At 69.1% G+C, this 23,661-nt stretch carries 26 protein-coding genes; 11 read left to right on the top strand and 15 right to left on the bottom strand.

Annotation, left to right across the window (positions count from 1 at the left end; all coding sequences use genetic code 11):
- Nucleotides 1–136: 136 nt before the first annotated feature.
- The 6 genes from eccCa (at nt 137) to ACQP1N_RS04865 (ending at nt 8,150) form a co-directional block, all read left to right on the top strand.
- Nucleotides 137–4,114 (top strand): type VII secretion protein EccCa, encoded by a 3,978-nt coding sequence (eccCa, locus tag ACQP1N_RS04890; RefSeq protein WP_433229355.1) that lies wholly within the window; start codon nt 137–139, stop codon nt 4,112–4,114.
- 61 nt (nt 4,115–4,175) lie between these two features.
- Nucleotides 4,176–5,258, top strand: a complete 1,083-nt coding sequence (locus ACQP1N_RS04885; RefSeq protein WP_433229354.1) for a hypothetical protein — start codon at nt 4,176–4,178, stop codon at nt 5,256–5,258.
- A 31-nt stretch (nt 5,259–5,289) separates the two neighbouring features.
- A complete protein-coding gene (locus ACQP1N_RS04880) occupies nt 5,290–5,739 on the top strand; it encodes a YbaB/EbfC family nucleoid-associated protein (protein ID WP_067792916.1) in 450 nt (149 codons plus the stop codon).
- A 58-nt stretch (nt 5,740–5,797) separates the two neighbouring features.
- Nucleotides 5,798–6,304 carry a hypothetical protein gene (locus tag ACQP1N_RS04875; protein WP_067792913.1) on the top strand — a complete coding sequence of 169 codons (507 nt, stop codon included), beginning with the start codon at nt 5,798–5,800 and terminating at the stop codon, nt 6,302–6,304.
- Between the two features lie 521 nt (nt 6,305–6,825).
- Complete coding sequence (locus ACQP1N_RS04870) at nt 6,826–6,951, top strand: hypothetical protein (RefSeq protein WP_255218769.1); 126 nt, start codon at nt 6,826–6,828, stop codon at nt 6,949–6,951.
- A 2-nt stretch (nt 6,952–6,953) separates the two neighbouring features.
- Nucleotides 6,954–8,150: a hypothetical protein gene (locus tag ACQP1N_RS04865; RefSeq protein ID WP_433229353.1), complete on the top strand. Its 1,197-nt coding sequence runs from the start codon at nt 6,954–6,956 to the stop codon at nt 8,148–8,150.
- Nucleotides 8,151–8,186: 36 nt separating this feature from the next.
- Here ACQP1N_RS04865 and ACQP1N_RS04860 read toward each other — a convergent pair whose 3' ends face one another.
- Entirely contained in the window at nt 8,187–9,341 is a 1,155-nt protein-coding gene (locus ACQP1N_RS04860) for a S8 family serine peptidase (RefSeq protein ID WP_067792907.1), read from the bottom strand.
- 159 nt (nt 9,342–9,500) lie between these two features.
- On the opposite strand from ACQP1N_RS04860, the gene ACQP1N_RS04855 reads away from it, so the two are divergent.
- Nucleotides 9,501–9,776 carry a hypothetical protein gene (locus tag ACQP1N_RS04855; RefSeq protein ID WP_174548808.1) on the top strand — a complete coding sequence of 92 codons (276 nt, stop codon included), beginning with the start codon at nt 9,501–9,503 and terminating at the stop codon, nt 9,774–9,776.
- 260 nt (nt 9,777–10,036) lie between these two features.
- Here the strand turns inward: ACQP1N_RS04855 and ACQP1N_RS04850 are convergent, their stop codons facing one another.
- Nucleotides 10,037–10,915, bottom strand: coding sequence for a hypothetical protein (locus tag ACQP1N_RS04850; RefSeq protein WP_433229352.1), 879 nt, complete (start codon nt 10,913–10,915; stop codon nt 10,037–10,039).
- Between the two features lie 257 nt (nt 10,916–11,172).
- Between ACQP1N_RS04850 and ACQP1N_RS04845 the strand changes: the two genes are divergently transcribed.
- From ACQP1N_RS04845 to ACQP1N_RS04835, 3 genes are read left to right on the top strand one after another with little or no spacing between them, the layout of a single operon-like run.
- Nucleotides 11,173–11,781: a hypothetical protein gene (locus ACQP1N_RS04845; protein WP_433229351.1), complete on the top strand. Its 609-nt coding sequence runs from the start codon at nt 11,173–11,175 to the stop codon at nt 11,779–11,781.
- Entirely contained in the window at nt 11,778–12,380 is a 603-nt protein-coding gene (locus ACQP1N_RS04840; protein WP_433229349.1) for a hypothetical protein, read from the top strand. The genes ACQP1N_RS04845 and ACQP1N_RS04840 overlap by 4 nt, the downstream gene beginning before the upstream one ends.
- Nucleotides 12,377–12,946, top strand: coding sequence for a hypothetical protein (locus tag ACQP1N_RS04835; RefSeq protein ID WP_433229347.1), 570 nt, complete (start codon nt 12,377–12,379; stop codon nt 12,944–12,946). Before ACQP1N_RS04840 ends, ACQP1N_RS04835 begins: the two co-directional genes overlap by 4 nt.
- Here ACQP1N_RS04835 and ACQP1N_RS04830 read toward each other — a convergent pair.
- The 8 genes from ACQP1N_RS04830 to ACQP1N_RS04795 all read right to left on the bottom strand — a co-directional run bounded on the left by ACQP1N_RS04830 (nt 12,831) and on the right by ACQP1N_RS04795 (nt 17,681).
- Nucleotides 12,831–14,135 (bottom strand): hypothetical protein, encoded by a 1,305-nt coding sequence (locus tag ACQP1N_RS04830; RefSeq protein WP_433229345.1) that lies wholly within the window; start codon nt 14,133–14,135, stop codon nt 12,831–12,833. The two genes, ACQP1N_RS04835 and ACQP1N_RS04830, sit on opposite strands and share 116 nt — an antisense overlap.
- Before the next feature lie 85 nt (nt 14,136–14,220).
- Nucleotides 14,221–14,529: a DUF1416 domain-containing protein gene (locus ACQP1N_RS04825; RefSeq protein ID WP_433229344.1), complete on the bottom strand. Its 309-nt coding sequence runs from the start codon at nt 14,527–14,529 to the stop codon at nt 14,221–14,223.
- Nucleotides 14,530–14,560: 31 nt separating this feature from the next.
- Nucleotides 14,561–15,400, bottom strand: a complete 840-nt coding sequence (locus ACQP1N_RS04820) for a sulfurtransferase (RefSeq protein ID WP_067792885.1) — start codon at nt 15,398–15,400, stop codon at nt 14,561–14,563.
- Entirely contained in the window at nt 15,397–15,834 is a 438-nt protein-coding gene (locus tag ACQP1N_RS04815) for a DUF4395 domain-containing protein (protein WP_067792882.1), read from the bottom strand. The genes ACQP1N_RS04820 and ACQP1N_RS04815 overlap by 4 nt, the downstream gene beginning before the upstream one ends.
- Nucleotides 15,835–15,912: 78 nt before the next feature.
- A complete protein-coding gene (locus tag ACQP1N_RS04810; protein ID WP_353819285.1) occupies nt 15,913–15,978 on the bottom strand; it encodes a putative leader peptide in 66 nt (21 codons plus the stop codon).
- Nucleotides 15,979–16,076: 98 nt separating this feature from the next.
- Complete coding sequence (locus ACQP1N_RS04805) at nt 16,077–16,502, bottom strand: TlpA family protein disulfide reductase (RefSeq protein ID WP_067792997.1); 426 nt, start codon at nt 16,500–16,502, stop codon at nt 16,077–16,079.
- 114 nt (nt 16,503–16,616) lie between these two features.
- Nucleotides 16,617–17,339 carry an LmeA family phospholipid-binding protein gene (locus tag ACQP1N_RS04800; protein ID WP_067792879.1) on the bottom strand — a complete coding sequence of 241 codons (723 nt, stop codon included), beginning with the start codon at nt 17,337–17,339 and terminating at the stop codon, nt 16,617–16,619.
- Nucleotides 17,340–17,426: 87 nt separating this feature from the next.
- Nucleotides 17,427–17,681, bottom strand: a complete 255-nt coding sequence (locus tag ACQP1N_RS04795) for a MoaD/ThiS family protein (protein WP_067792876.1) — start codon at nt 17,679–17,681, stop codon at nt 17,427–17,429.
- Between the two features lie 195 nt (nt 17,682–17,876).
- On the opposite strand from ACQP1N_RS04795, the gene ACQP1N_RS04790 reads away from it, so the two are divergent.
- Nucleotides 17,877–18,593, top strand: a complete 717-nt coding sequence (locus ACQP1N_RS04790) for a winged helix-turn-helix transcriptional regulator (protein WP_067792873.1) — start codon at nt 17,877–17,879, stop codon at nt 18,591–18,593.
- A gap of 12 nt (nt 18,594–18,605) precedes the next feature.
- On the opposite strand, the gene pstB is transcribed toward ACQP1N_RS04790, so the two are convergent.
- From pstB to mshD, 5 genes are all read right to left on the bottom strand, one after another.
- A complete protein-coding gene (gene pstB, locus ACQP1N_RS04785; protein WP_067792869.1) occupies nt 18,606–19,382 on the bottom strand; it encodes a phosphate ABC transporter ATP-binding protein PstB in 777 nt (258 codons plus the stop codon).
- A 17-nt stretch (nt 19,383–19,399) separates the two neighbouring features.
- Nucleotides 19,400–20,302 (bottom strand): phosphate ABC transporter permease PstA, encoded by a 903-nt coding sequence (pstA, locus tag ACQP1N_RS04780; RefSeq protein ID WP_067792866.1) that lies wholly within the window; start codon nt 20,300–20,302, stop codon nt 19,400–19,402.
- On the bottom strand, nt 20,299–21,276 hold the full coding sequence (gene pstC, locus ACQP1N_RS04775) for a phosphate ABC transporter permease subunit PstC (protein ID WP_433229343.1): 978 nt from the start codon (nt 21,274–21,276) through the stop codon (nt 20,299–20,301). The genes pstA and pstC overlap by 4 nt, the downstream gene beginning before the upstream one ends.
- A gap of 89 nt (nt 21,277–21,365) precedes the next feature.
- Entirely contained in the window at nt 21,366–22,469 is a 1,104-nt protein-coding gene (pstS, locus tag ACQP1N_RS04770) for a phosphate ABC transporter substrate-binding protein PstS (protein ID WP_067792861.1), read from the bottom strand.
- A gap of 246 nt (nt 22,470–22,715) precedes the next feature.
- Entirely contained in the window at nt 22,716–23,582 is an 867-nt protein-coding gene (gene mshD / locus ACQP1N_RS04765) for a mycothiol synthase (protein WP_174548807.1), read from the bottom strand.
- Nucleotides 23,583–23,661 lie beyond the last annotated feature (79 nt).

The raw sequence follows: 23,661 nt of genomic DNA, 5'->3' as shown, positions 1-23,661 counted from the left end.
TTGGTGTTCCCACTGGTCTGGGCGTGGCGCCGGGCGTCCGATTCGCTTTAGCGTGCTGTCCTGAAAGCCGGGGGACGCACTTTATCCGTATGATGTCGGGCTGCGACGACTGACGGCCAGAGGGGAGCCCGGTCCAGTGAGCACGGTACTGGTGCGGCGCAAAGAACGCCGGAAGCCGCCGGAGATGCCACGGGGCGAGGTCCTGCTGGAATCACCGCCCGAGCTGCCTGAAATCACCACCGACGGGTTCCGCAGCGTGCTCATGTACCTGCCGATGGCGGCGGGCTCGGGCGCGATGGCGTTCATGTTCCTGAACCCCAACTCCAACCCGCTGCAGATGGTCGCGGGCGGGATGATGGGCCTGTCGATGTTCGGCATGATGTTCAGCCAGGTCGGCCAGAAGTCCGGCGAACGCAAATCGAAACTGAACAGCGAACGGCGCGACTACCTGCGTTATCTCGGGCAGGTCCGGACAAAGGTGCGCAAGGCCGCCACCCAGCAGCGCGAGGCCCTGGAGTGGTACAACCCGGACCCGACGCGGCTGTGGTCGATCGTGATGAGCTCCCGGCTGTGGGAGCGGCGCGCCGAGGACGGCGACTTCGGCCAGGTGCGGGTCGGGGCGGGCCCGCAGCGGCTCGCCGTCCAGCTGATCGCGCCGGAGACCAAGCCCATCGAGGACCTGGAGCCGATGAGCGCCGGCGCGCTGCGGCGCTTCATCCGGACGCACTCGACCGTCCCGGCGCTGCCCGTCGCGATCAACCTCCGCTCGTTCTCGCGGATCTTCCTGTCCGGGGACGTGGAGGCGGGGCGGGCCATGCTCCGCGCCATGCTCATGCAGATCGCGACGTTCCACTCCCCCGACGACGTGCAGATCAGCGTCTGCACGTCCCAGGAGCACCTTCCGCACTGGGACTGGGTGAAGTGGCTGCCCCACGCGCTGCACCCCACCGAGCACGACGCCGCGGGGCAGATCCGCAGGATCGCGCCGACGATGTCGGAGCTGGAGGTCCTGCTCGGGCCGGAGGTGAAGGACCGCTCCCGGTTCGTGGCGGGCCGTCCGTCCGGTGAACTGCCGTTGCACGTGGTCGTGGTGGACGGCGGCATGGCGTCCTACGACTCGCAGCTCGCCGCCGACGGCATCGAGGGCGTCTGCGTCATCGACCTCGGCCAGACCGTCGGCTTCACCACCGAGGGCGGGACGCTGCGGCTGAACGTCGCCGCCGGCAAGGTCCACATGCTGAAGAAGGACCGGGCCGGCAAGGACGTCCCGTCCTCGATCGGCGCCCCCGACGGTGTGAGCATCCCGCAGGCGGAGAGCCTCGCCCGCCAGCTGTCGCCGTTCCGCAGCAGCACGAACGACACCACCGAGGAAGAGGACGTCCTGTCGGGCAACATGACGCTGACGTCCCTCCTCGGCGTCGAGAACCCGTACGAGGTCGACCCGGCGCGGGTGTGGCGGCCGCGCGCCCAGCGCAACCGGTTCCGGGTGCCGATCGGGCTGGACGCCGACGGGCGCCCCATCGAACTCGACATCAAGGAGTCGGCGCAGGGCGGCATGGGACCGCACGGCCTGTGCATCGGCGCCACCGGTTCCGGCAAGTCGGAGCTGCTGCGCACGCTGGTGCTGGGCCTCGCCATGACGCACGCGCCCGACATCCTCAACTTCGTCCTCGTCGACTTCAAGGGCGGCGCGACGTTCCTCGGGATGGACGGCCTGGAGCACGTCTCCGCCATCATCACCAACCTGGAGGACGAGCTCCCGCTGGTCGACCGCATGTACGACGCGCTGCACGGCGAGATGGTGCGGCGGCAGGAGTACCTGCGGGCCATGGGCAACTACGCCTCGCTGCGCGACTACGAGAAGGCCCGGCTGGACGGCGCCGACCTGCCGCCGATGCCGACGCTGTTCCTGGTCCTGGACGAGTTCTCCGAACTGCTGTCCGCCAAGCCCGACTTCGCCGAGCTGTTCGTCATGATCGGACGGCTCGGCCGGTCGCTCGGCGTCCACCTGCTGCTCGCCTCGCAGCGCCTGGAGGAGGGCAAGCTGCGCGGCCTCGACACGCACCTGTCCTACCGGATCGGCCTGCGGACGTTCTCGGCGATGGAATCGCGGGTCGTCCTCGGCGTCCCCGACGCCTACGAGCTGCCCCCCGCGCCCGGTAACGGCTACCTGAAGTTCGCGACCGAGCCGATGGTGCGGTTCAAGGCGGCGTACGTGTCGGGCCCGGTGGACGAGCAGCCCCACAAGCAGGACACCGGCCGGCAGACCGGCCAGGTCGCCGCCCAGGTCGTCCCGTACCTGGCGAACTACATGCGGCCGCAGGTGGTCGAACAGCCGGACGCGCCCGCACCGGAGCCGGAGGAGAACAAGTCCAAGGATGCGCTGTTCGACGTGGTGGTCCGGCAACTGGCCGGCCACGGCGCGAAGGCGCACCAGATCTGGCTGCCGCCGCTGGACGAGCCGCCCGCGCTGAACGAGATGCTCCCGCCGCTGCAGGTCACCCGCGAGTACGGGCTCACGACGGCCGGCTGGGAGGGCCGCGGCAAGCTCTACGCCATGGCGGGCATCGTCGACAAGCCGTTCCACCAGCGCCGGGACCCGTACTGGCTGGAGCTGTCCGGCGGCGCCGGCCACGTCGGCATCGCCGGCGGTCCGCAGAGCGGCAAGTCGACCACGATCCGGACGCTGATGGCGTCCCTCGCCCTCACCCACACCCCCGCCGAGGTGCAGTTCTACTGCCTCGACTTCGGTGGCGGCGCGCTCACCGCGCTGGCCGACCTGCCGCACGTCGGCGGGATCGCCACCCGCCTGGACGCCGACCGGGTCCGCCGGACGGTCGCCGAGGTCAGCGGGCTGCTGGAGCAGCGCGAGCGGGAGTTCGCCGAGCGCGGCATCGACGGCATCGCGACCTACCGGCGGATGCGCGCGTCCGGCGAGCACCCCGGCGACGGCTACGGCGACGTGTTCCTCGTCGTGGACAACTGGCTGACGCTCCGCCAGGACTACGAGGCCACACAGGACACCATCACCCAGCTCGCCGCCCGCGGCCTCGGGTACGGGATCCACATCATCGCCTCGTCCAACAAGTGGACCGAGTTCCGCAGCAACATCCGCGACCTGTTCGGCACCAAGCTGGAACTGCGGCTCGGCGACCCGTACGAGTCGGAGATCGACCGGAAGCTCGCCGACAACGTCCCCGAGGGACGTCCCGGCCGCGGCCTGTCCCGCGACGGCTACCACTTCCTCACCGCCGTCCCCCGCCTCGACGGCGGCGGCGCCGACGAGTCGCTGAACGACGGCGTCCTCAAGATGGTGCAGGCGGTCAACGAGGCGTGGACCGGCCAGCGCGCCCCGCAGGTCCGCATGCTGCCGGACGTCCTGCCGGTGTCGTCGCTGCCGACCCCGGCCGAGACCGGCATGCGCATCCCCATCGGCATCGACGAGGAGTCGCTCTCCCCCGTCTACCTCGACTTCACCCAGGACCCGCACTTCCTGGTGCTCGGCGACGCCGAATGCGGCAAGTCCAACCTGCTGCGGCACATCGCCACCGGCATCACCAGCCGCTACACCCCCGACCAGGCCCGCATCATCTTCATCGACTACGGACGCTCGCTGCTGGACGTCGCCAACACCGAACACCAGATCGGCTTCGGCGCCTCCGCGCCGGCGGCGACCTCACTGGTCAACGACATCCGCGGCGCGATGATGCAGCGGCTCCCACCGGCCGACCTGACCCCCGACCAGCTCCGCTCCCGCTCGTGGTGGACGGGCGCCGACCTGTTCCTCATCATCGACGACTACGAGATGGTCGCCACGTCCGACAACCCGCTGCGTCCCCTCGTCGAACTCCTCCCGCAGGCCCGCGACATCGGCCTGCACATCATCCTCGCCCGCGCCATGGGCGGCGCCGGCCGCGGCATGTTCGACCCGGCCATCACCCGCATCAAGGAAATGGCGTCGCCTGGCCTGCTGATGTCCGGCAACAAGGACGAGGGCATCCTGCTCGGCAACATCAAGCCCCACAAGCTCCCCCCCGGCCGCGGCTACCACATAGACCGCCGCACCGGCACCCGCCTAATCCAAACCGCCCACCGCGACGACCCCATTTCCTAGAGATCCTTCGTTAGACATAAAGACCGGCGAGCTCATCAAGACACACCACCAGGAGGTTTCGATGGCACCTTCCAAAGAGCTTCGCGCGCACGCAGAAAAGATCGCTGAGACCGCGGGGGAAATGTCCTCCGAACCGCTCTCCTATATGAAGGTGGCCCATGAGTACACTGAGAAGGCCTGCGACCTGAACCCCCTCGCCTTCGGCGTGATCTGCCACTTTCTCTTCTCAAGTTCCTACGAGAGCTCACGAAGCACCCTCTCTAACAGCATTGACGCGGGAGCCAAGCAACTCAAGACCGCGTCGGAGGGGCTGGTGAAGGTCGCCAACACCATTGCAAAGGCCGAGATCGCCAACTCCGCCGACACCAGAGCCAAGCGCGCTCCCAAGAGTCAATACACCAAACCTTCCAGCTCCTGGGGCTTTGCGCCGAAGGAAGGCGCCCTCACGGGTGCGGGCTGGGCGGGAGCCGGAATCGGCGCACTGCTCGCCAAGAACATAGCCATAGCCACGGCCAACGGAGCCTCAAAGACCCTTGCCCCTACCGCGATCGCGTCCACCATCCTCTGGGCGCTTTTCACGCCAATAGACAGCGATATACAAGAGGCGATCGGCGGCTGGAACGCAGCCAAAACCAATCTAGAAGGAGTGACTGGAGGCACCTGGGAAGGCATTGCCAAGACGCTCGACAAGAATTGGGAAGGCGACTCCAAGAGCGCATTCGACAACTGGGCCGAGATCTTCAAGAAAGAAGTTGAACAGACCGCCGCCGCCGCCGACAAGAACAGCCAAGCGCTGACCGAACTTGTTCAGCAACTGCACTTCATTCAGAACGCCATGTTCGGCTTCGCAATGATTTCTCTAGCGGCAATCATAGCCTTCTCGATTGGCGAGAACACTCCTTACGTCGGAATCTTCTTCAGGGTCGCAAAGTTGATTCAGGGCGCAATCCTGTCGGCCGGAACCGCCGCCTCGGTCACGGCCGTCCTGGGGGTGGCCGGGATCGCCATCGGTCCGCTGCAGGACATTGCTTCGGCGGCGGGCCTGAACTTCGCCAAGCTGGAGGTCAACCTGGGCGGCGGGACGTCCTTCAAGGACATCAACATCGACTGGGCTCAGCCCACGGTTCCCGTTCCCCAGGCATAGTCTGCGAATTCCATCAGAACCAGGAGAAAGAGTGGCAGGCACCGGAAACCCCGAACTCGACCGGGAAATCGACCGGATTCAGAAGCAAGTGAAGCAGGCACTCGCCGTCGTTGACCAACTCAGCGAACTCACAGGTGAGGCGGAGAGTGAGGACGGTTACATCCGGGTCACTGTGCAGCCCAACGGGATGCTCGACCGACTCGACATCAATCCGCGAGCCATGAAGCAAGGATCCGAAGCACTGTCCGAAGAGATCACCAAGACCATACTCGCCGCACAGCAGTCCCTGGCCACGAAGAGTCAGGAACTGATGGCGCCACTAACGGGGGATGTCACTCGGCTGGAAGAAATGGTTTCCAAGGGAACCATCCAAGAGGTCTCTGACCGTATCGAACAGAGTACCGCCGCCGTAGCCCGCTCAGAGAATCCTGCCCGGGCCGCAGCCGAGCAACTCGACAGACTTCGCAAGATGATGGGATAGCCGGACGCCGGTTCTTTAGGCGGTACGGCACCCACAACAGCAGCATCCGGTGAGGCTGATGCAATCTGATGTCTTCTACGCAGAGAAGAAACCGATATGGCAGTCCACCCTGGGGGCACTGGGGCTGGCAGTACTAATGGTCGCGGGCACCTTCCTCGGCCTGGATCCAGTCATTAGCTTTACGCTGATCATCTTCTTTTTCGTCCTTCTCGTCGGTGGCGTGCTCCTGCTCCCGTACGCCTACCATCCGATGGAGTTCCGGGTGGACGACGGGGGGATGGAGGTGAGAGCACGCGGCCAGGCGACTCGGATTCTCTGGACTCAGTTGGAGGAGGTTCGGATCGTTCAGGCACCCGGTCGCGCCAAGGGCGACTGGTTGATGGCTTGGCCCAAGCAAGCACCAATGCAACTGCCCTACCGCATGTACCACCCGGAATGGAGGTCGGAACACGCTGCGGTCAAAGTGTGCGAGCTGGGCGCTTTCAAGGAGGATGCCGAAACCATCAAAGCCGCCGTCCGCGGATCGGCGGGTCCATTGTGGAACGATTCCACCTCAATGCGTTGAGCGCCTGAGCGACATCGTCAGTCGAGCCGTCACCGTCACGGCGCCGGTAGTGGCCTCAGCAGAGCAGCGTCATGTCGTTAATCACGGACTTCACCAACACGGGCTGCGGTCCCCGCCGCTGCGATTCGGCCGTGCAGGGCAATCGATGTGGTCACTCGCCCGCCAACAGCCATCTTGGGATCCGGTCGTGCGCGGTCTTGACGTCTCGGACATGTGTCTGCCAGAGCATCAACCAACGCTCTGGTGGTCGGCAGCCGGGCGGTCTTCAATCAGAGCCCGTAGGGGCATACCAGTCCGTCATACTCCATCACGAGGCGGTACGTGATCAACGGAAGGGCGGAGTACTCGACGTGGAACATGAGCACCCGGCCGAGACGATTCGCGTCCTTGCCGACAAACACGAGGCACAGTGCGATGGGCCTCCTCAAGGGGGCCCGCTACACCCTCAACGGTGCTCCCCATGACATCAGCACGGACGCCTTCATGTTGTACGGCTTCGAACTGCGACGGCGCATGCCGTCATGACCGAGTGGGCGGATCAGGACCTCAAGGCCCGGGTCGAGGAACTCCACGACGTCCGGCAGAAACTGCACGTGGTCGCCCAGCGCCGTGATGGCGCGGAGGCTGCGAGCACCCTGAAGGTCTGAGCATGCAGTCGTTCTTGCCGCTGGTCGCCCTGGTCGCCGCCGTCGGCTGCCCGGTGGCCGCCCGGATCTGGTGGCGCAGGCGATGGGCCGGCCAGGCGGGCCTCGCCCGGCGGACGCCGGGCGTGAAGGGCGCACCGGAACTCCGGGTCACCCTGGGGCCGCGAGCCTACCGGTGGCCGTTCGCCATGGCGGTGGCCGGTCCGTTGATCGGCCTCGGTCTCTGCGCGTCCACATTGCCCACCAGCTACGCCGGCACGGTCGCGGGGCCCCTCATCGTCTACGGCGGCGGTGGCCTGATGGTCGGCCTGGTCGGTGTCATCTGGGCGCTCACCGTGCATAGGAGCCGTCTCATCGTCACCATCAGGGGGGACGGCATCGCGTTGCGCCACCGTGACGACGAGGCGACGATCCCGTCGAGCGCTGTGCACGCGGTCGGGCTGACCTGGCCGATCAGCGACCCGGTGTGGACGACCTGGTACGACCCGGCGGCGGCACCCGGCATCGACACCGTGACCAAGGTCGGACAGCGAGACCAGAAGGAGGCGGTGGCCACGCTGCTGCGGGACCGTTCGCTGCCGGCCGGCTGGCTGGAGGCGGTGCACGCCGCGACCATCGAGATCCTCGGCGGTACCTGGCGCGTGCTGGACGACCGCGGCCAGGAGGTGCCAGGACCGTCACCGCGTGCGCTGTTCGACGCCGACCGCGTCCTCGTGAACGGCGAAGGCCGCTACCGCAACGAACGCGGAGGCGCTCTCCTGGCCCAGGCCTGCGGCCGGCTGATGAAGAAGTCGACGGAGGGAGCGAGCTTCTTCGCCACCAACCCCAACAAGAGACGCAGGAGCATCGTCCTGCGCGATCCCCATGCGCGCACCATGCTCATCATCAACCGGATGCCCCGGACTCTGGGCAGGGAGCGTATGACCGTCCTCGACGCGGACGGGAACAGCCTCGGCGAACTCGGCGGGCGTGGGGAGATGTCTCTGCGCTCGGCCGGTGGCACGCTGCTCGGCACCGTCCACCAGGATGGAGGCCGCTATGCCGTCACCGACACCACCGGCCGGGAGGTCGCCTCCCTGCGGACGAAGAGCAAGGCCGACAACAGCCGCATGTGGCTGGAGTTCTCACCGGAGTGCCCAGAGCCGCTCCGCCCGCTCGCGCTCGCTCTGCCCATCGCCGTGCGCATCACCCGCCAAGTCTGAAGCGGCACCCACGGTCGGCGACCGCCGACCCAAAGGTCAGTGGCGGCGGCGGGCGGCGGGAACGACCATGGCCGCGACGCCTAGGGCGGCGGCGATGGCGAGGGCCACGCCCGCGATGGCGAGGGCCATGTTGCGGCCGAAGCGGTCTTCGGGGACCGGCTGGTCGATGGAGACACGCTGGACACCGGCGGCGGGGGCGGTGCTGGCGTTCCCGCCGCCCGTGCCGACGGTGGTGACGGCCCGGAGCGGGTTCACCACGCCAGAACCGGTGCCTTGTACCTGGGCACCGTCGGCGGTCGACTCGATGCGCTGCTTGACCTGCTGGTAGTTCAGGTTCGGGTTGAAGGCGCGGACCAGCGCGGCGGTGCCGGCGACGTAGGGGGCCGCGAGGCTGGTGCCGTCGTCGAGCTTGTAGGAGTCGCGCGGCCAGGTGCTGATGACGGCCTGTCCGGGGGCGGTCACGGTGACCGGGGTGACGGTGTTGGAGAAACCGGCGAGTGTGCCGTCCTTGGAGAGGGCGCCAACGGAGATCACACCGGGGTAGCTCGCCGGGTAGGACTTCTGCGGGGTCTGCTTGGTCTGGTCGGTGAGGTTGCCGGCGACCGAGACGATCACCACGTCGTGCTTCTGTGCGTAGCGGACGGCCTGCCGCAGATCGGGCAGGTCGGGCGACTGGGACGAGACGTTGATGACCTTCGCGCCCAGATCGACCGCCTTCCTGATCCCCTGCGCGGCCCACTCCGACCTGTTGCCCGTGGGCTTCACCGCCATCTTCACCGAGATGATCTCGGCCTGGGGGGCGACTCCGACGAACGGGATGCCCTTGTCGCGCATGTCCCGGGCGCCGATGATCCCGGCGACCGCGGTGCCGTGGCCGACGCAGTCCTGAAGGCCGCTCCTCGTCACGTCGTACGCCTTGACGTGCCCCCTCAGCTGCGGATGGCCGATGTCCACGCCGCTGTCGACGACGGCGACCTTGACGCCTTTGCCGCGGGTGTGCTCCCAGACGTCCGTGAAGTTCAGCCGTTCCTGCGGCCAGAGTTGACGCGGCAGCTCTTTCGCGGGACTGCCGTAGACCAGTTCCTCCGGGCAGCCCGCCGCCCTCGCCGGTGTCTCCCGGAGCGGAGGGACGAAGGCCGCGCCCAACGCGATGGCCGATGCGAGAGCGAGTGTCGACGAACGCCGCAGCACCGTTCCTCCAGACCCGAATCGCGGCAAGAGCAACACGAACCCTACCGGCATGCGCCGGGTCGGACATGCCGGCGTAATGGCATCTGGTGAATGCCGTCCATGGCACCGGTCCGTCACCAGCCGTGTCATCCAGACCGCCCACAAGAACAGGAGGCGATGATGGCCGAGTTCAGTCTCGGGCCGGAGTTCAAGCGCTTCCAGCGCGACATGCAGAAGCAGATGTGCGACTTCACCGAGGCGCAGGAGTCCATCCGGGCCACCATCCGGCGCGGGGGAGCCGCCGGCGGCCGCACCGTCACCGAGTGCACGGCGGAGGACGGTGTGACCAAGATCGACCTCGCCCCCGGGCGCTGCGGCGGCCGGTCGCGGAGCTCAGCGAGGCGATCCGTGCCGCGGTCAACTGTGCCGCCAGAACTTCCAGCGCAAGGTCCGTGAGGCGAGTACCGCCCTGTTCGACCTTCCGGCCGCCCCTCAGCCAAGACCATCGCCTCCCTCAACAAGATCGCCAACGGCTTCGCCGGGCAGATGCGGGACCTCGCCCACGAACTCGGCGTCCAGCAGCAGCGCGTGAGAGAGGCCATGGACGACTACAAGGGGCCCGGCTCTACCGGCCCGCCCTGGCCCGCAGCGCCGTTCCGCGCGCCCAGGTGTAGGGGTCCCGTCGTCCACGATCAGCGTGGCCCCGGCGCCTTTCATCAGGTCAGGTGGCGGACGAGGAAGATGACGGTGGCGACGACGAGCATGAGGGGGAGAGCCACTTTGTAGAAGTGGTCGAGCTGATCAGAGATGACGCCCGAACGGAAGGTCAGGCCGGTGCGAGTGCGGACAGGTGACCTGTACTCGGCGACGACCCTCCGCTGATATTCGGCATAAGCGGCGTGAAGGCCCGCGTGCCCCGGATACGGCTCGGGCACGGATTCGGGGGCGGAAGTGCCGCCCCAGGAAAAATGGAATTCGAGGGCGAACGCGACGAACGAGCCGACGATCATGGCGCGCCAGGCCCCGGTGAGCCGTTCGTCGAAGCCGAGGACGCCGTCGCGGCGTTCCGCCACCTGGACGCCCTCAGTGGTGACCCAGCGGGTGACGCGGGCGTCCTGCCCGTCGGGCAGGCGGGGGCGGCCGCCGTCTTCCGGCATCTCGTAGACCACGTTCAGGAGCAGCCGGCCGCCGGGGTCGAGGACACAGGCGGCGGGGGCCACCCGCATCCCCCGCTCATCGGTGTACGCCTCAAGTCCGCGGCCCCCGGCCGGCGCCTCCCGGACCGGTGAGTACCGGTCGTAGTCCACACGTCCAAGGACGGTTCCGTCAGCGTCCACGAGCGCGGTCTGCGGCGGGACGAAGTTGAGCTTCAGGTGCTCGGCGCGGTCGATGTAGAGCAGTGTCGAGCCGTCCGGCGCGGTGAGCGCGAACGTGAGCCGGGGGACGGCGACGGGGTCGGGCCGCAGAAGGTTGCCCCGGGGTGAGCGGACACGCGTCACCTCCGCGAGCCGGGCGAGCACGGAGCCGGTGCCCGCGTCCAGCACCTCGTATTGGGCGGCGAGGTTCAGGCGCAGGGCGGTGCTGGAGAAGGTCATTTGTCCCAGGGAGGTGTCTCATCCTTCGGGCCCTGTGCGAGAGAGCCCTCCTTGCTGTGCGCGGGAGGCAGGCGTTCACCTCCGGCTAGTTGATCATAGGGGGCAAATGGACCTGCCTACGGTCACCAATGGCCTGGCCGAAAATGGGGGTCAGGTGGCGGGGGTCATCAGTTCCACGCCGATCAGCGACGCGAGGACGAGTGTGCGCAGCGGTTCGGGAAGCGGCCGGCCGGTGTCCTCGTATTACCATCGGGCGGATGCGATCGACGGCACCGGTTCCTCCAGATCCCGAGCAGCGCGTGGGGGCGCGGCGGTGGGTCGTGCCGGGGGCGGTTCTGGGGGTGGTCGCCGTCCTGGTGCCGGTGGTGTGGGTCGCGGGCGGGTTCAAGGAGACGCCGAAGCAGCCCGCCAAGAAGGCGGGAGATCCGCTCGACCTCGGGCTTTTCAGCGTGACCGTCCGCGACGCGCGGATCGGGCTCGCCGGCGGGATGTTCGGCACCGGCGAGCAGCGGTTCCTCATCGTGCGGATGCGGGTGCTCAACAAGGGCAAGAAGACCGTCTCGCTCGGCAGCGGCGGGCTGTCGGAGGGCGTCGTCGCGCGCACCGGGGCCGGCAAATGGGTCGAGCCCGAGCGGATCGACGGTGTCGCAGGCGGGGCGAAGACCGACACGACGCAGCCTGGGCTGCCGGTGGAGGCGTCCGCCATGTGGGGGATGGGCCCGGCGGACGCACCGGCGAAGCTGACCGTGGGGCTGCGCAAGTGGAAGTACGAGCACGGATTCACCGACAGCAGCTTCAACTGGATCGTCGATCCCAAGAGCGATGAACTCGTCGGCCGCCTCACGCTTGCGGTGAGCCCGCGGTGAACACGCGGGAGGTGCTGCTGCGCGGCGGGGCCGGGCTCGGCGGGACGGTCCTGCTCGCCGGTGCGATGTGGCTGCACTCGGTCCGGCCCGAGGTCAGGGCGGGGGCGCTGGACCCGATCCGGACCGGCGGGACGATCGGCGAGCAGGTCACGACCCGCGACTTCAGCGTGCGGGTCGACAGGGTCGACGCGGCGCGGTCGGTGGAGCCGGGGTTCTCGCTCGGGACCACACCCGCCGTCGGGACGGACGGCGTCTACCTCATCGTGCATCTCCGGGCGACGGCACGGTGGAAGCCGCTGCGACTGGCGTCGGCGGCGCTGGAGACGCCCGGCGGCTACACGTTCGGGCAGGACCCGCGGGCCAGGTCCGTCCTGCTGAACCAGCCGACGTTCGAGCCGATGATCTGGACGTCCACGAAACTGCTGTTCGAGCTGCCGAAGCAGCGGGTGGACGGGGCGCATCTGGTCGTGGGCACCGGCGGGCTGCTGCCGCAGCTTTCCGCGGCGGCGGACATCGACCTCAAGCTCGACAAGGACCGGGCGGCCCGCCTGGTGCGGGGAGCAACCGACCGGTACAAGGTCAGGGCGGAGAACTCATGACGGCCTCGGTGACCCGGCCCGACGGGATTCCGCTGCCCGGACGGTCCCGGATGCGTCCCCGCGACCGGCGCATCGTGGAGGCGATCGCCCTCGGGTGCGCGATGTCGGCGCTCCTCGCCCTGCAGTGGGTGGACGAGACCGACAAGGTCCGGCGGTTCCTGAAACCGCCCGAGAAGGTGACGACCGTCCCCGAAGGCCGGCTCGGCGTTCTGGTCGGCGCCAAGTGGAAGATCCTCGACCGGCGGACGGCCGAGCCGCTCGGCGGCGGGCGGGGCGATGTGGTCGAGCTGCGGCTCGATCTCGGCGTCCTCCCCTCGGACGACGCCAGCGCCAAGGCGGTCGGCTCTTACGGCCTGGCGTACCGGCTCCAGGACGATGACGGCCGCGAATGGTCCGCGGCCGGGCTCACGACGGCCCCGCCCAAGGCGGGCGTCGCGATGCGCATCACCGTCAGGGGGACGGTGCCTCGCGCCAAGGCGGACTCGCTGGAGCTGCGGATTCAGGCGCCGAAGGAGACACGGAAGAAGCCGGAGGATCCACTGGCTTCGCTGCGTTTCTCACGCTGACCCGCGCCATCACGAGGTTGAACGCCGCCGCCAGCAGGCACACGCGCAGGATCTCGAAGACCAGGCCCGTCCCGTAGCCGATGGCCGGCAGCCACTGCATCCACCACGTCACCTCGTGCGGGCCGATCAGCTCGTACACCAGCCGGCGGCCCGCGTCCTCCCCCACATGCAGCCCCGCGAACAGCAGGCAGAACGTGGCGAACGGCAGCACCCCGGACCGGCGGACGAGCCGCAGCCCGTACCAGGCGGGCAGCCACATCTCCCGGAACCCGCGCGTCAGCAGCTCGCGGGGGCTGTTCACCCGGTCGATCGCCCCGGCCCGCGCCAGCCGCCGCGCCGCCCGGCTTCCGCCGAGGACGACCCGCTCGTCCCCCGCGTCCAGCCCGAGGATCACCCCGGCGATCACCAGCCAGATCAGTGCGCCGAGCACCGCGTCCTTGAACGGCCCCCACAGCCCGAAGGCCGGGCCCGCGAGGCCGGTCAGCCGGCCCCACGCCTCCCGCGCGGTGAACCAGTCGGCGCCCAGGTTGCGCAGATGGTCGATGGTGAAGATGCCGAACAGCGCGAAGTTGATCTCCAGGAGGGCGACGAGGGCGCCGACGGCGCGGGGCAGCCGCTCCTCCAGCCGCCATTCCGCCAGTACCTTCAGCACGAACAGCCCGACGGTGAGGCCGATCGCGAGGCCGACGTGCTTCTCCAGCGACAGCAGCATCCCGGCGCCCTTGATCTGCCCTTCGAGGCCGCCCTCGGCGAGTCCGCGGCTCGCCGCCGCCGACGCGAACTCGCGCGCGTCCTCGCTCTGCAGGCCCCACGCCAGGTAGAAGATGACGAACGGGAGCGCCGCCCGGCCGATCGCGCCGATCACCGGCTCCTCGTTGCCGACCGCCCAGGGCGTCAGGTCGCCGTCCGCCTCGCGCGCCTGCACGACGTCCAGGCCCTCCCGGACGCTGTGCACCATCAGCACCGTGACCGTCAGCGCGACCACCACGAGCAGGCCGATGGTGACGATCGGCGCGACGGACGCGGCCGTGCCCTTCATCATCCCGAGCCGGTAGCCCGCGTACATGGCGCCGTACCGGAGCAGCTCGCCCACGGTGAACCAGAGGGTCAGCGGCACGATGAACCGTCCCGCGAGCTTCAGTGCGGCCCACGGGAGGATCAGCGGGGAACGCGCGGACGGCCAGGACATCGCCGCTGATCGTAAACCGTCCGGGGTTCGTATGACGAAACCCCGCCGTCCGGTGGGACGGCGGGGTTCGCGGGACGGGCCCGGGTCAGATCTTCACTTCCAGGCCGGCGACCGTGCCGGTCTCGGCGGTGACGGCGGTGTCGACGCTCACCCCGCCGGCGGCGAGGACGCGGACGGTCCAGTCGCCGTCGGCGGCGAAGAACCGGAACACGCCCTCCTCGCCCGTGACCACCTCGGCGGTGAACTCGCCGGACGAGTCGAGCAGGCGGGCATAGGCGCTGGACACGGGGGCGCCGTCACGGGTGACGGTGCCCTGGATGACGGCCTCGTTGGCCAGGTCGACGGTCGCGGGCAGGTGCGCCGTCTGCTCGGGTGCTGCGCAACCCTGGGTCATTGCTCCTCCAGCTCTGGGAAAGTGCGTGGGCTTACTTGGGGGCGCCGAGCTCGATCGGCACGCCGACGAGCGAGCCGTACTCGGTCCAGGAACCGTCGTAGTTCTTCACGTTCTCCAGGCCGAGCAGCTCACGCAGCGCGAACCAGGTGTGGGAGGAACGCTCGCCGATGCGGCAGTAGGCGATGGTGGCCTTGTTCAGGTCGACGCCGGCCTCGGTGTAGAGCTGCCGGAGCTCCTCGTCCGACTTGAACGTGCCGTCGTCGTTGGCCGCCTTCGACCACGGGATGCTGCGCGCGGTCGGCACGTGACCGGGCCGCTGCGACTGCTCCTGCGGCAGGTGCGCCGGGGCGAGCAGCTTGCCGCTGAACTCGTCCGGGGACCGGACGTCGATCAGGTTCTGCTTGCCGATCGCGTCCACGACCTCGTCGCGGAAGGCGCGGATCGCCAGGTCCTGGTCCTTGGCCTTGTACTCGGTCTTCGGACGGGACGGGACGTCGGTGACGAGCTCGCGGGACTCCAGCTCCCACTTCTTGCGGCCACCGTCGAGCAGCTTCACCTTGTCGTGGCCGTACAGCTTGAAGTACCAGTAGGCGTAGGCGGCGAACCAGTTGTTGTTGCCGCCGTACAGGATCACCAGGTCGTCGTTGGCGATGCCCTTGGCGGACAGCAGCTGTTCGAACCCGGTCTTGTCCACGAAGTCGCGGCGGACCGGGTCCTGCAGCTCGGTCTTCCAGTCGATCTTCACGGCGCCACGGATGTGGCCCTTGTCGTAGGCGGACACGTCCTCGTCGACCTCGACGAGGATCAGGCCCGGGTCGTCCAGGTGGGACTCGACCCAACTGGTGTCCACCAGGACGTCTGAGCGGCTCATACGGGAACCTCCCTCTCGGAGCGGACTTTCGCGGTGATACGTCGGAACAGCAGGTACATCTCGCAGCCGAGGCAGAACCCGAACACCGCGTTCAGGAACGCCGCCGCCAGTGCGAGGGCGGTGGCACCGATGCCGAGCCAGGTGGTCCCCGTCCCGTAGCCGACCGTTCCGGCCAGGGCGAACGCGAGGCCGACCCCCTGTGCGAAGCGGGGCGCGGCGGCGTCCTCCAGTTCCCTGGGCGGAGCGAGCCGGGGACGGATCAGCACTGCGAACGCCAGTCCGTACGGGGCGTACCGGAGGCCGAGGAAGGTCGCGACGGCGAACACGACGGCCTGAGCGGCGAGCAGGGCCCAGCTTCCGGTCACCAGCACCACGATGAGGACGACTGCCGTGACCGACGCGCCGAAGCGCTGCCCACGCGGATCAACCTGCATTGGGGTACTCCTGGCGGAGTGGAAGCGTGCGTACGAGCTGGAAGTGGAAAATGCTCGGGGGCGGAGGGGCTCGATGCCTCAGGCCATGCGACAGAGCGAGGCGGCCACGCGGCAGAAGTCGACCGCGCGACGCTTCGTGAGCATCTGCTCTGTCCAGTAACGCACGGACACGATGTTAAGCGGCATTCCAGTGCCTGTCACATCCGTCTCGTCTTCCGAGACAGTGAGCGCAGGTCGCGGGCTCACTGGATGGCCTCGCCCAGGGCCGCGACGACGTCGGGCTTGCGGGGCGCTCCGGTGGCGCGGCGGACGACGCGTCCGGCGGCGTCCAGGACGAGGACGGTCGGGGTCCGCACCACGTTCAGCCGGCGGACGAGTTCCAGGTGCGACTCGGCGTCGAGCTCGACATGCGCGACACCGTCCACCATCTCGGCCACCTCGCCGAGGACGCGGCGGGTCGCGCGGCAGGGTGCGCAGAACGCGCTGGAGAACTGCAGGAGCGTGGCCTTCTCACCGAGTTCGGCGCCCACGTCGTCCGGCCGGACGGTCTCCGGCATCTCGCCGCCCTTCTCCCGCCGCGTACGCAGCACACCGTCACGGCGCCGGCGGACGAGGCCGAACACCGTGGCCGCGGCGAGGACCGCCGCCGCGATCAATGCTCCGGTCATCGTCATGCTCAACCCCGGCGGGACGCGGCTTCTTCCGTTCGGGTGGTCATCGTGAAGCGACCCTCGTCCGCGGCCGGACCCGCACCACCGGCAGGTACGCGTCGCCGGGCGGGTTCAGCTGGCCCCGCCCTGCTTCTGCGCCGACTGGAGATCGTTCAGCCGGACGTTCTGGGCGGTCGCGGAGACGCGCAGCCCGTCCGGTGTCGGCCGGATCTCGCTGATCCGCGACCCGACGGGCAGGTCCGAGACCGGCACGACCCAGGTGAGCTGCTGTTTCACCGCCACCAGCGGGATCTGCACGGCGCCGTCCGACCCGACCGACACCGGCGAGATCGCGATGCCCTTCGCGGTCGGCTTGACCTGTACGACCGCGGTGCCGGAGAGCGGGAAGCCGAGGATGCTGCCGGTGAGGTCGACCGAGAGGTCGTCGCCCTTCGGCCCGATCCGCTTGACCTCCTTCGGCGCCTCCTTCTGGATCACGGCATAGGGGACGACGGCGGACGCGGTCGCCGTCCGCGCGGTCACGTTCGCGGCGCTGCCCTGGCTGACCTCCGACAGCGGCGCGTTCACCCCCCGCATGTCGACCTTGACGCCGCTGACGGTGACGCCCCGTTCCGTCCAGTCCCCGATGGAGACCTCGATGTGCTCGTACTCGCCGCCCACCGCCTGCGTCAGGAACGGAAAGCCGTGGATGGTGACGTCCGGCTGCTGCCGCAGGTTGTACTGCGCGGCCACCTGCCGGCCGATCTGGTCCTGCGCGACCCGCACGCCGATCCGGTCCGCGGCGACCAGCACCACCGCCGCGAAGATCAGCAGGACCAGCAGCACTTTCCGCATGTTTCTCCTTCGGGCTTCGGCATGCGATTCGCCACACTTTATGCGCAGACGCCCCCATACCGAGTCGCGCCGGAGAATGACCTTGCGTCACCCGCCCGCGAACGGCGGCAGAACCTCGACGACCCCGCCCTCGGGCAGCGGGACGGACTCGTGCGGGCGGCTCCCGACCGGATCCCCGTCGATGAGGAACGAACTGCGCCGCACGACCCGCGCGAACTCCTCGCCCCGCCTCGCCTTGGCGTCGGCGACCGCCTCCGCCAGTGTCCCCGCCTCGTACGGCTCCTCATGCGTCCCGGCCGCCGCCTTGGCCGCCGCCCAGTACCGCATCGTCCCCTTCGCCATGGTTCCAGTCTCGCAGGCCGTCCCCCGCCCGCGGACACGGCTCGGTTATCCTCGGGGTGAGGGATCCGGGCGACGAGGCCATGGAGTTCATCCGGAAGGCCCTTCATGGCCGCCTCGTTCTTCGAGCCGCCGGCCGTTGCCGAGGCTGGAGGATGAGCCGTCCGGGTCCTACGTCTTTGGGACGGGAGACGGCACTTGAGCAGCCTGCTCTTGCTGACCAACGCGTTGGAGCCCTCCGACGAGGTCCTACCGGCGCTCGGACTTCTGCTGCACTCCACGCGGGTCGCCCCCGCCGAGGCGTCCGCGCTCATCGACGCGCCACCGGCCGACGTCCTGCTGGTGGACGCCCGCCGCGACCTCGCCCAGGCCAAGAGCCTGTGCCGCCTGCTGCGCACCACCGGACTCGACTGCCCGCTGCTCGCCATCGTCACCGAAGGCGGCCTCGCCGCCCTCAGCCCCGAATGGGGCCTGGACGACGTCCTGCTGCAGACCGCCGGCCCCGCCGAGGTCGAGGCCCGCCTGCGCCTCGCCGTCGGACGCGCCGCGACGGCCGGCGAGCAGGAGGACAGCCCCGGCGAGATCCGCAGCGGCGACCTCAGCATCGACGAGGCCACCTACACCGCCCGCCTCCGCGGCCGCGTCCTCGATCTCACCTTCAAGGAGTTCGAGCTGCTGAAGTACCTCGCCCAGCATCCGGGCCGGGTCTTCACCCGCGCCCAGCTCCTCCAGGAGGTCTGGGGCTACGACTACTTCGGCGGCACCCGCACCGTCGACGTCCACGTCCGCCGCCTGCGCGCCAAACTGGGCGCCGAATACGAATCCCTGATCGGCACCGTCCGCAACGTGGGCTACCGCTTCGTCCCCGACCACCGCCCCGGCGACACCGAGGAAAAGGCCCCCGCCCGAACCTGATCCCCCTTCCCCTCAGCCGAAGCGGCCGGTGATGTAGTCCTCGGTCGCCTTCTGTTCGGGGTTCGTGAAGATCTTGCTGGTGTCGTCGATCTCGATGAGCCTGCCCGGCCTGCCGGTGCCGGCGATGTTGAAGAAGGCCGTGCGGTCGCTGACGCGGGCGGCCTGCTGCATGTTGTGGGTGACGATGACGATCGTGTACTGCGTCTTCAGCTTCTCGATCAGGTCCTCGATGGCGAGAGTGGAGATCGGGTCGAGCGCGGAGCACGGCTCGTCCATCAACAGGACCTGCGGCTGGACGGCGATGGCGCGGGCGATGCACAGGCGCTGCTGCTGGCCGCCGGAGAGACCGGCGCCGGGCTTGCCGAGCCGGTCCTTGACCTCGTTCCACAGGTTGGCGCCGCGCAGCGACTCCTCGACGATCTCGTCCAGGCGGGCCTTGCGGCGCACCCCGTTCAGTTTGAGACCGGCCGCCACGTTGTCGTAGATCGACATGGTGGGGAACGGGTTGGGGCGCTGGAACACCATCCCGACGACGCGCCGGACGGCGACGGGGTCGACGGACGAGTCGTACAGGTCCTCGTCGTCCAGCATGACCTTGCCCTCGACGCGGGCGCCCGGAATGACCTCGTGCATCCGGTTCAGCGTGCGCAGGAACGTGGACTTGCCGCAGCCCGACGGCCCGATGAACGCCGTCACCGAGCGCGGCTCGACCGTCATCGAGATGTCCTCGATGGCGTGGACGCCGCCGTAGTAGGCGTGCAGCCCGGAGACCTCGATCCGCTTGGCCATGGAGTCGTGTTTCCTTTCTACCGGCCCGCGGGCGCGGCGCGCCGGGCGACGAGACGGGCGACCAGGTTGAGCAGCATGATGATTCCGATCAGGACGAGGGCGCCCGTCCAGGCCCGGTCGATCGAGTTCTGGTTGGGGTCGGCGGCCTGCTCCCAGATGAAGGTGGGCAGCGACGCCTGCGGGCCGTTGAACGGGTCGTTGTTGATCGCCTTGGTGAAGAAGATCGTGAGCAGCAGCGGCGCGGTCTCGCCCATCACGCGGGCGACGGCCAGCATCACCCCGGTGATGATCCCGGTCATCGCGGTCGGCAGGACGACGAAGCAGACCGTCCGCCAGCGCGGCACACCGAGCGCGTAGGACGCCTCGCGCAGGTCGTTCGGGACGAGTTTCAGCATCTCCTCCGCGGCCCGCACCACCGTCGGGATCATCAGGATGGTCAGCGCCAGCGCACCGGCGAACCCGGAGAAGCCGAATCCCATCGTGAGCAGCCACAGCGCCAGCACGAACAGGCCCGCGACGATCGACGGGATGCCCGTCATGACGTCCACGGTGAAGCTGATCAGCTTGCCGAGCCGTCCGTTGCCGGCGTACTCGACCAGGTAGATCGCGGTGAGGATGGCGAGCGGGACGGCGATCACGGTGGTGATGGCGACCTGTTCCAGGGTGCCGATGATGGCGTGGTAGGCGCCGCCTCCGGCGTCCTTGCCGCTGAGCGCGTTCATCGAGAACTGGAAGAACGTGGGGTCGAGCCGCTTCGCGCCGTTGACGGCGACCGTCCACAGCACCGACAGCAGCGGGACGACCGCGAGCGCGAACGCCAGATAGACCAGCCCTTGGACGAGCCGGTCCTTGAGCTTGCGGGCAGGCGAGACCGAGGCCAGGCTCCCGCCCGCGCCCGTGCCGGAGGAAAGGGTGGTCACGCGAACTCCTTCCGGCGCGCGACGACCGCGCGGGCGGCCATGTTGACGACCAGGGTGATCACGAACAGCACGAGCCCGGAGGCGATCAGCGCGCCGCGTCCGGTGACGGACGCCTCGGCGAAGCTGTTGGCGATGTTCGCGGCGAACGTCGCGCCGCCGTCCGCCAGGATGTGCCAGTTGATGCCGGGCACGAACGTCAGCACCATCGCGACCGCGATCGTCTCGCCCATCGCGCGGCCGAGGCCCAGCATCGAGGCGCCGATCATGCCAGACCGCCCGTACGGCAGCACCGCCATCCGGATCATCTCCCAGCGGGTGGCGCCGATCGCCAGCGCCGCCTCCACGTGTGCGCGCGGGACCTGCAGGAACACCTCGCGGGACAGGGACGAGATGATCGGCAGGATCATGATCGCCAGCACCACCGAGGCGGTGAAGATCGAGTTCTTGCCGGGGCTGTCGCCGCCGAACAGCGGGATCCAGCCGAGCGTGCCGTTCAGGAACGCGCTGACGCCCTCCATGTGCCTGGACAGGAAGGCGAGCCCCCACAGGCCGTAGACGATGCTCGGCACCGCGGCGAGCAGGTCGACGACGTAGCCGAGGGCGGAGGCCAGCCGGCGCGGCGAGTAGAACGAGATGAACAGCGCGATCCCGATCGCCACCGGCGTCGCGATGAGCATCGCGAGCAGCGACGAGATCAGCGTGCCGAACGCCAGCTGGGCGATGCCGAACCTCGGCGGCGTCGCGTTCGGGTCCCATTCCTCGCTGGTGAGGAAGTTCGCCTGGTTCTCGCGCAGGGCCGGGATCGCCTTCCACACGAGGAACGCGGCGATCGCGGCGACGATCGCGAGCACGGTGATGCCCGCGCCGCGGGCCGCGCCGGCGAAGATCCGGTCTCCGGCCCGTCCGGTGCTCATCGGCGCGGCGGCGCGGTCCCGGGCGCCGGCGCGTGCCTCGACGCCGGTCTCGGTGGTCATGGGGGATCCTCCTTCGATCACGCCGGAACCCGCGTCGGCCCCGCCGCCGAGGTGCTCGGCGGCGGGGCTGCGGGTGCCGTCGCCCGCCGTCAGGACAGGGCCTTCACGGACGCCTGGACCTTGGTGAGCACGCTCGGTGGCAGCGGCGCGTACCCGAGGTCGGCCAGGATCTTCTGGCCGTCCGCACTGGAGGTGTAGGTGAGGAAGGACTTGACGAACCCGGCCTGCTCGGCGGGCAGTCCCTTCTCACACACGATCTCGTAGGTGACCAGGACGATCGGGTAGGCGCCCGGCTCCTTGGTCGCATAGTCGATCTTCAGCGCGACGTCGTTGCCGGTGCCGACGGCCTTCGCCCCCGCGACGGCCTTGGACGCGCTCTCCGACGACAGTTCGACGTACTCGCCGGCGCCGTTCTTCACGTGCGCGGTCTGCAGCCTGTTGTTCTCCGCGTACGACATCTCCACGTAGGAGATCGCGCCCACGGTGCTCCTCACCTGGCTGGTGACGCCGTCGGACTTGGCGGCGCCCTGGCCGGTGGAGTTCGGCCACTTCTTGGCCTTCTCCCACGTCCAGATCTTCGGCGCGACCGTGTTCAGGTAGTTCGTGAAGTTGTCGGTGGTGCCGGACTCGTCCGAGCGGTAGATCGGCTTGATGGCGGAGGCGGGGAGCCTGGCGCCCGCGTTCTCCCGGGCGAGCGCCGGATCGTTCCACTTCGTGATCTTGCCGGAGAAGATCTTGGCGATATTCTCGGGGGACAGCTTCAGCGCGTCCGCGCCCGGGAGGTTGTAGACGACCGCGACGGGGCCGACGACCATCGGCAGGTTCAGCGCGCCGCTCCCCTGGCAGCGCTTCCGCGCGGCGGCGGCCTCCTCGGGCTTGAGCGCCGAGTCCGAACCGGCGAACGACACCTGCCCGCTGGTGAACGCCTGGATGCCCGCGCCGGAGCCGCTCGGGTTGTAGTTCAGGTTGGCGCCCGCGCACTTGCTCGCGTAGAGCTTCGTCCACTCTTCGATGGCGTTCTTCTGCGCGCTGGAGCCGGCCGCGTTGACGCTGGCCTTCGCGCAGTCGATGTCACCGGACGGGGCGCTGCCCGCGCTGGCCGCCATGTTGGCGTCGCTCCCGCAGGCGGACAGGGCCAGCGCTCCCGCGACGACCACGCCGCCCAGGGCGGCGAGTCGGGAACCGTTCTTCACCGGAGGGTCTCCTCTTAGTTTCGTCGGCCGGGTCTCCCCCGCCGCCGGCCCATGCCGGCCGGAGGGTGGGGTTCGCCGTCGGATGCGACGCTAAGCAGGCGAGGTGACCAGCCGCCCCGATCCGGGTGAACGGCAGGTGAACGAACTTGAGGATGGTCGCGAAGAATGTCCCGGTTTACGGTGGACACCGGGTGAACAGCACGGCTCACCCGGCTAAACACCCGGTCGAGACATGCTCAACCGGGGTCAGGCGTACATGACGTCCACGGCGTACCGGGTGAAGCCGAGCGACTCGTACAGGCGGACGGCCGCGACGTTGGACTCGTCCACGTAGAGCATGATCTGCTCCATGCCGATGTCGCGCAGGTGATGCAGGCCCTTCAGGGTAAGAGCGCGGCCTAGGCCGAGGCCCTGCGCGGCCGGGTCGACGCCCACGACGTAGACCTCGCCCATGTCGCCCGGGTGGACCTTCGTCCAGTGGAAGCCGACGAGCCGGCCATCGCGTTCGGCGAGGAAGAACCCGTCCGGGTCGAACCAGTCCTCGGCTTCGCGTGCGCGGACGTCGTCCATCGTCCAGGCGCCCTGCTCGGGATGGTCGGCGAACGCGCGGGCGTTGACCTCCAGCCACGCCCGCTCGTCACGTCCGGGCTCGAAGGTGCGGACGGTCACGCCGCCGGCGACGCGCGGCTCCGGCAGCGGATCGGACGCCGGGCGCCGCAGCTGGAACAGCGCGCGAACCCGCGCCATGCCCTCCGAACCCGCCAGCGCGGCCGCCGCCGGGAGATCACCGTGCGCCCAGACCCGCAGCGGGCCCTGAGCCTCGTCCTTCAGCGCCCGCAGCAGGGCCCGCCCGTGCCCCCGGCGCCGATGCTCCGGATGGACGACCAGTTCCCCCGCCGCGGGCTCCTCCTCGGTCGCCGGGTCGAGATGCGCATAGGCCACGATCGTCCCGCTCTCGGAGATCGCCAGGCCGGACCGGCCGCCGCGCAGCGCCAGCACGGCATGTTCGGACAGCGGCCCCACCCCGTCGGCGCGCGCCGCCGCCTCGGCCAGCGCCAGCGCCTCCGCGGCCTCGGTCTCCCCCAGCGTCCCGCGCGCCCGCAGCTCACTCACGCTCGCCACCCTATGAGCCGGACGGACGTGTTGATCGGCCGGGCCCCTGATCGATTTGTCACGAAAACGTCATCGCGCC

The organism is Actinomadura formosensis (genome assembly GCF_050948385.1).
GTDB lineage: Bacteria > Actinomycetota > Actinomycetes > Streptosporangiales > Streptosporangiaceae > Spirillospora > Spirillospora formosensis.
Note: the sequence above shows the minus strand (reverse complement) of the source record. Positions and strands in the feature narration are given on the sequence as shown.

What these genes read in the sequence shown, in the direction of transcription:
- ACQP1N_RS04885 (WP_433229354.1), top strand. Translation starts at nt 4,176, where the DNA reads ATGGCACCTTCCAAAGAGCTTCGCGCGCACGCAGAAAAGATCGCTGAG.
- ACQP1N_RS04875 (WP_067792913.1), top strand. Translation starts at nt 5,798, where the DNA reads ATGCAATCTGATGTCTTCTACGCAGAGAAGAAACCGATATGGCAGTCC.
- ACQP1N_RS04870 (WP_255218769.1), top strand. Translation starts at nt 6,826, where the DNA reads ATGACCGAGTGGGCGGATCAGGACCTCAAGGCCCGGGTCGAGGAACTC.
- ACQP1N_RS04865 (WP_433229353.1), top strand. Translation starts at nt 6,954, where the DNA reads ATGCAGTCGTTCTTGCCGCTGGTCGCCCTGGTCGCCGCCGTCGGCTGC.
- ACQP1N_RS04855 (WP_174548808.1), top strand. Translation starts at nt 9,501, where the DNA reads ATGGCCGAGTTCAGTCTCGGGCCGGAGTTCAAGCGCTTCCAGCGCGAC.
- ACQP1N_RS04850 (WP_433229352.1), bottom strand. Translation starts at nt 10,915, where the DNA reads ATGACCTTCTCCAGCACCGCCCTGCGCCTGAACCTCGCCGCCCAATAC.
- ACQP1N_RS04845 (WP_433229351.1), top strand. Translation starts at nt 11,173, where the DNA reads ATGCGATCGACGGCACCGGTTCCTCCAGATCCCGAGCAGCGCGTGGGG.
- ACQP1N_RS04835 (WP_433229347.1), top strand. Translation starts at nt 12,377, where the DNA reads ATGACGGCCTCGGTGACCCGGCCCGACGGGATTCCGCTGCCCGGACGG.
- ACQP1N_RS04830 (WP_433229345.1), bottom strand. Translation starts at nt 14,135, where the DNA reads ATGTCCTGGCCGTCCGCGCGTTCCCCGCTGATCCTCCCGTGGGCCGCA.
- ACQP1N_RS04825 (WP_433229344.1), bottom strand. Translation starts at nt 14,529, where the DNA reads ATGACCCAGGGTTGCGCAGCACCCGAGCAGACGGCGCACCTGCCCGCG.
- ACQP1N_RS04820 (WP_067792885.1), bottom strand. Translation starts at nt 15,400, where the DNA reads ATGAGCCGCTCAGACGTCCTGGTGGACACCAGTTGGGTCGAGTCCCAC.
- ACQP1N_RS04815 (WP_067792882.1), bottom strand. Translation starts at nt 15,834, where the DNA reads ATGCAGGTTGATCCGCGTGGGCAGCGCTTCGGCGCGTCGGTCACGGCA.
- ACQP1N_RS04805 (WP_067792997.1), bottom strand. Translation starts at nt 16,502, where the DNA reads ATGACCGGAGCATTGATCGCGGCGGCGGTCCTCGCCGCGGCCACGGTG.
- ACQP1N_RS04800 (WP_067792879.1), bottom strand. Translation starts at nt 17,339, where the DNA reads ATGCGGAAAGTGCTGCTGGTCCTGCTGATCTTCGCGGCGGTGGTGCTG.
- ACQP1N_RS04795 (WP_067792876.1), bottom strand. Translation starts at nt 17,681, where the DNA reads ATGGCGAAGGGGACGATGCGGTACTGGGCGGCGGCCAAGGCGGCGGCC.
- pstB (WP_067792869.1), bottom strand. Translation starts at nt 19,382, where the DNA reads ATGGCCAAGCGGATCGAGGTCTCCGGGCTGCACGCCTACTACGGCGGC.
- pstC (WP_433229343.1), bottom strand. Translation starts at nt 21,276, where the DNA reads ATGACCACCGAGACCGGCGTCGAGGCACGCGCCGGCGCCCGGGACCGC.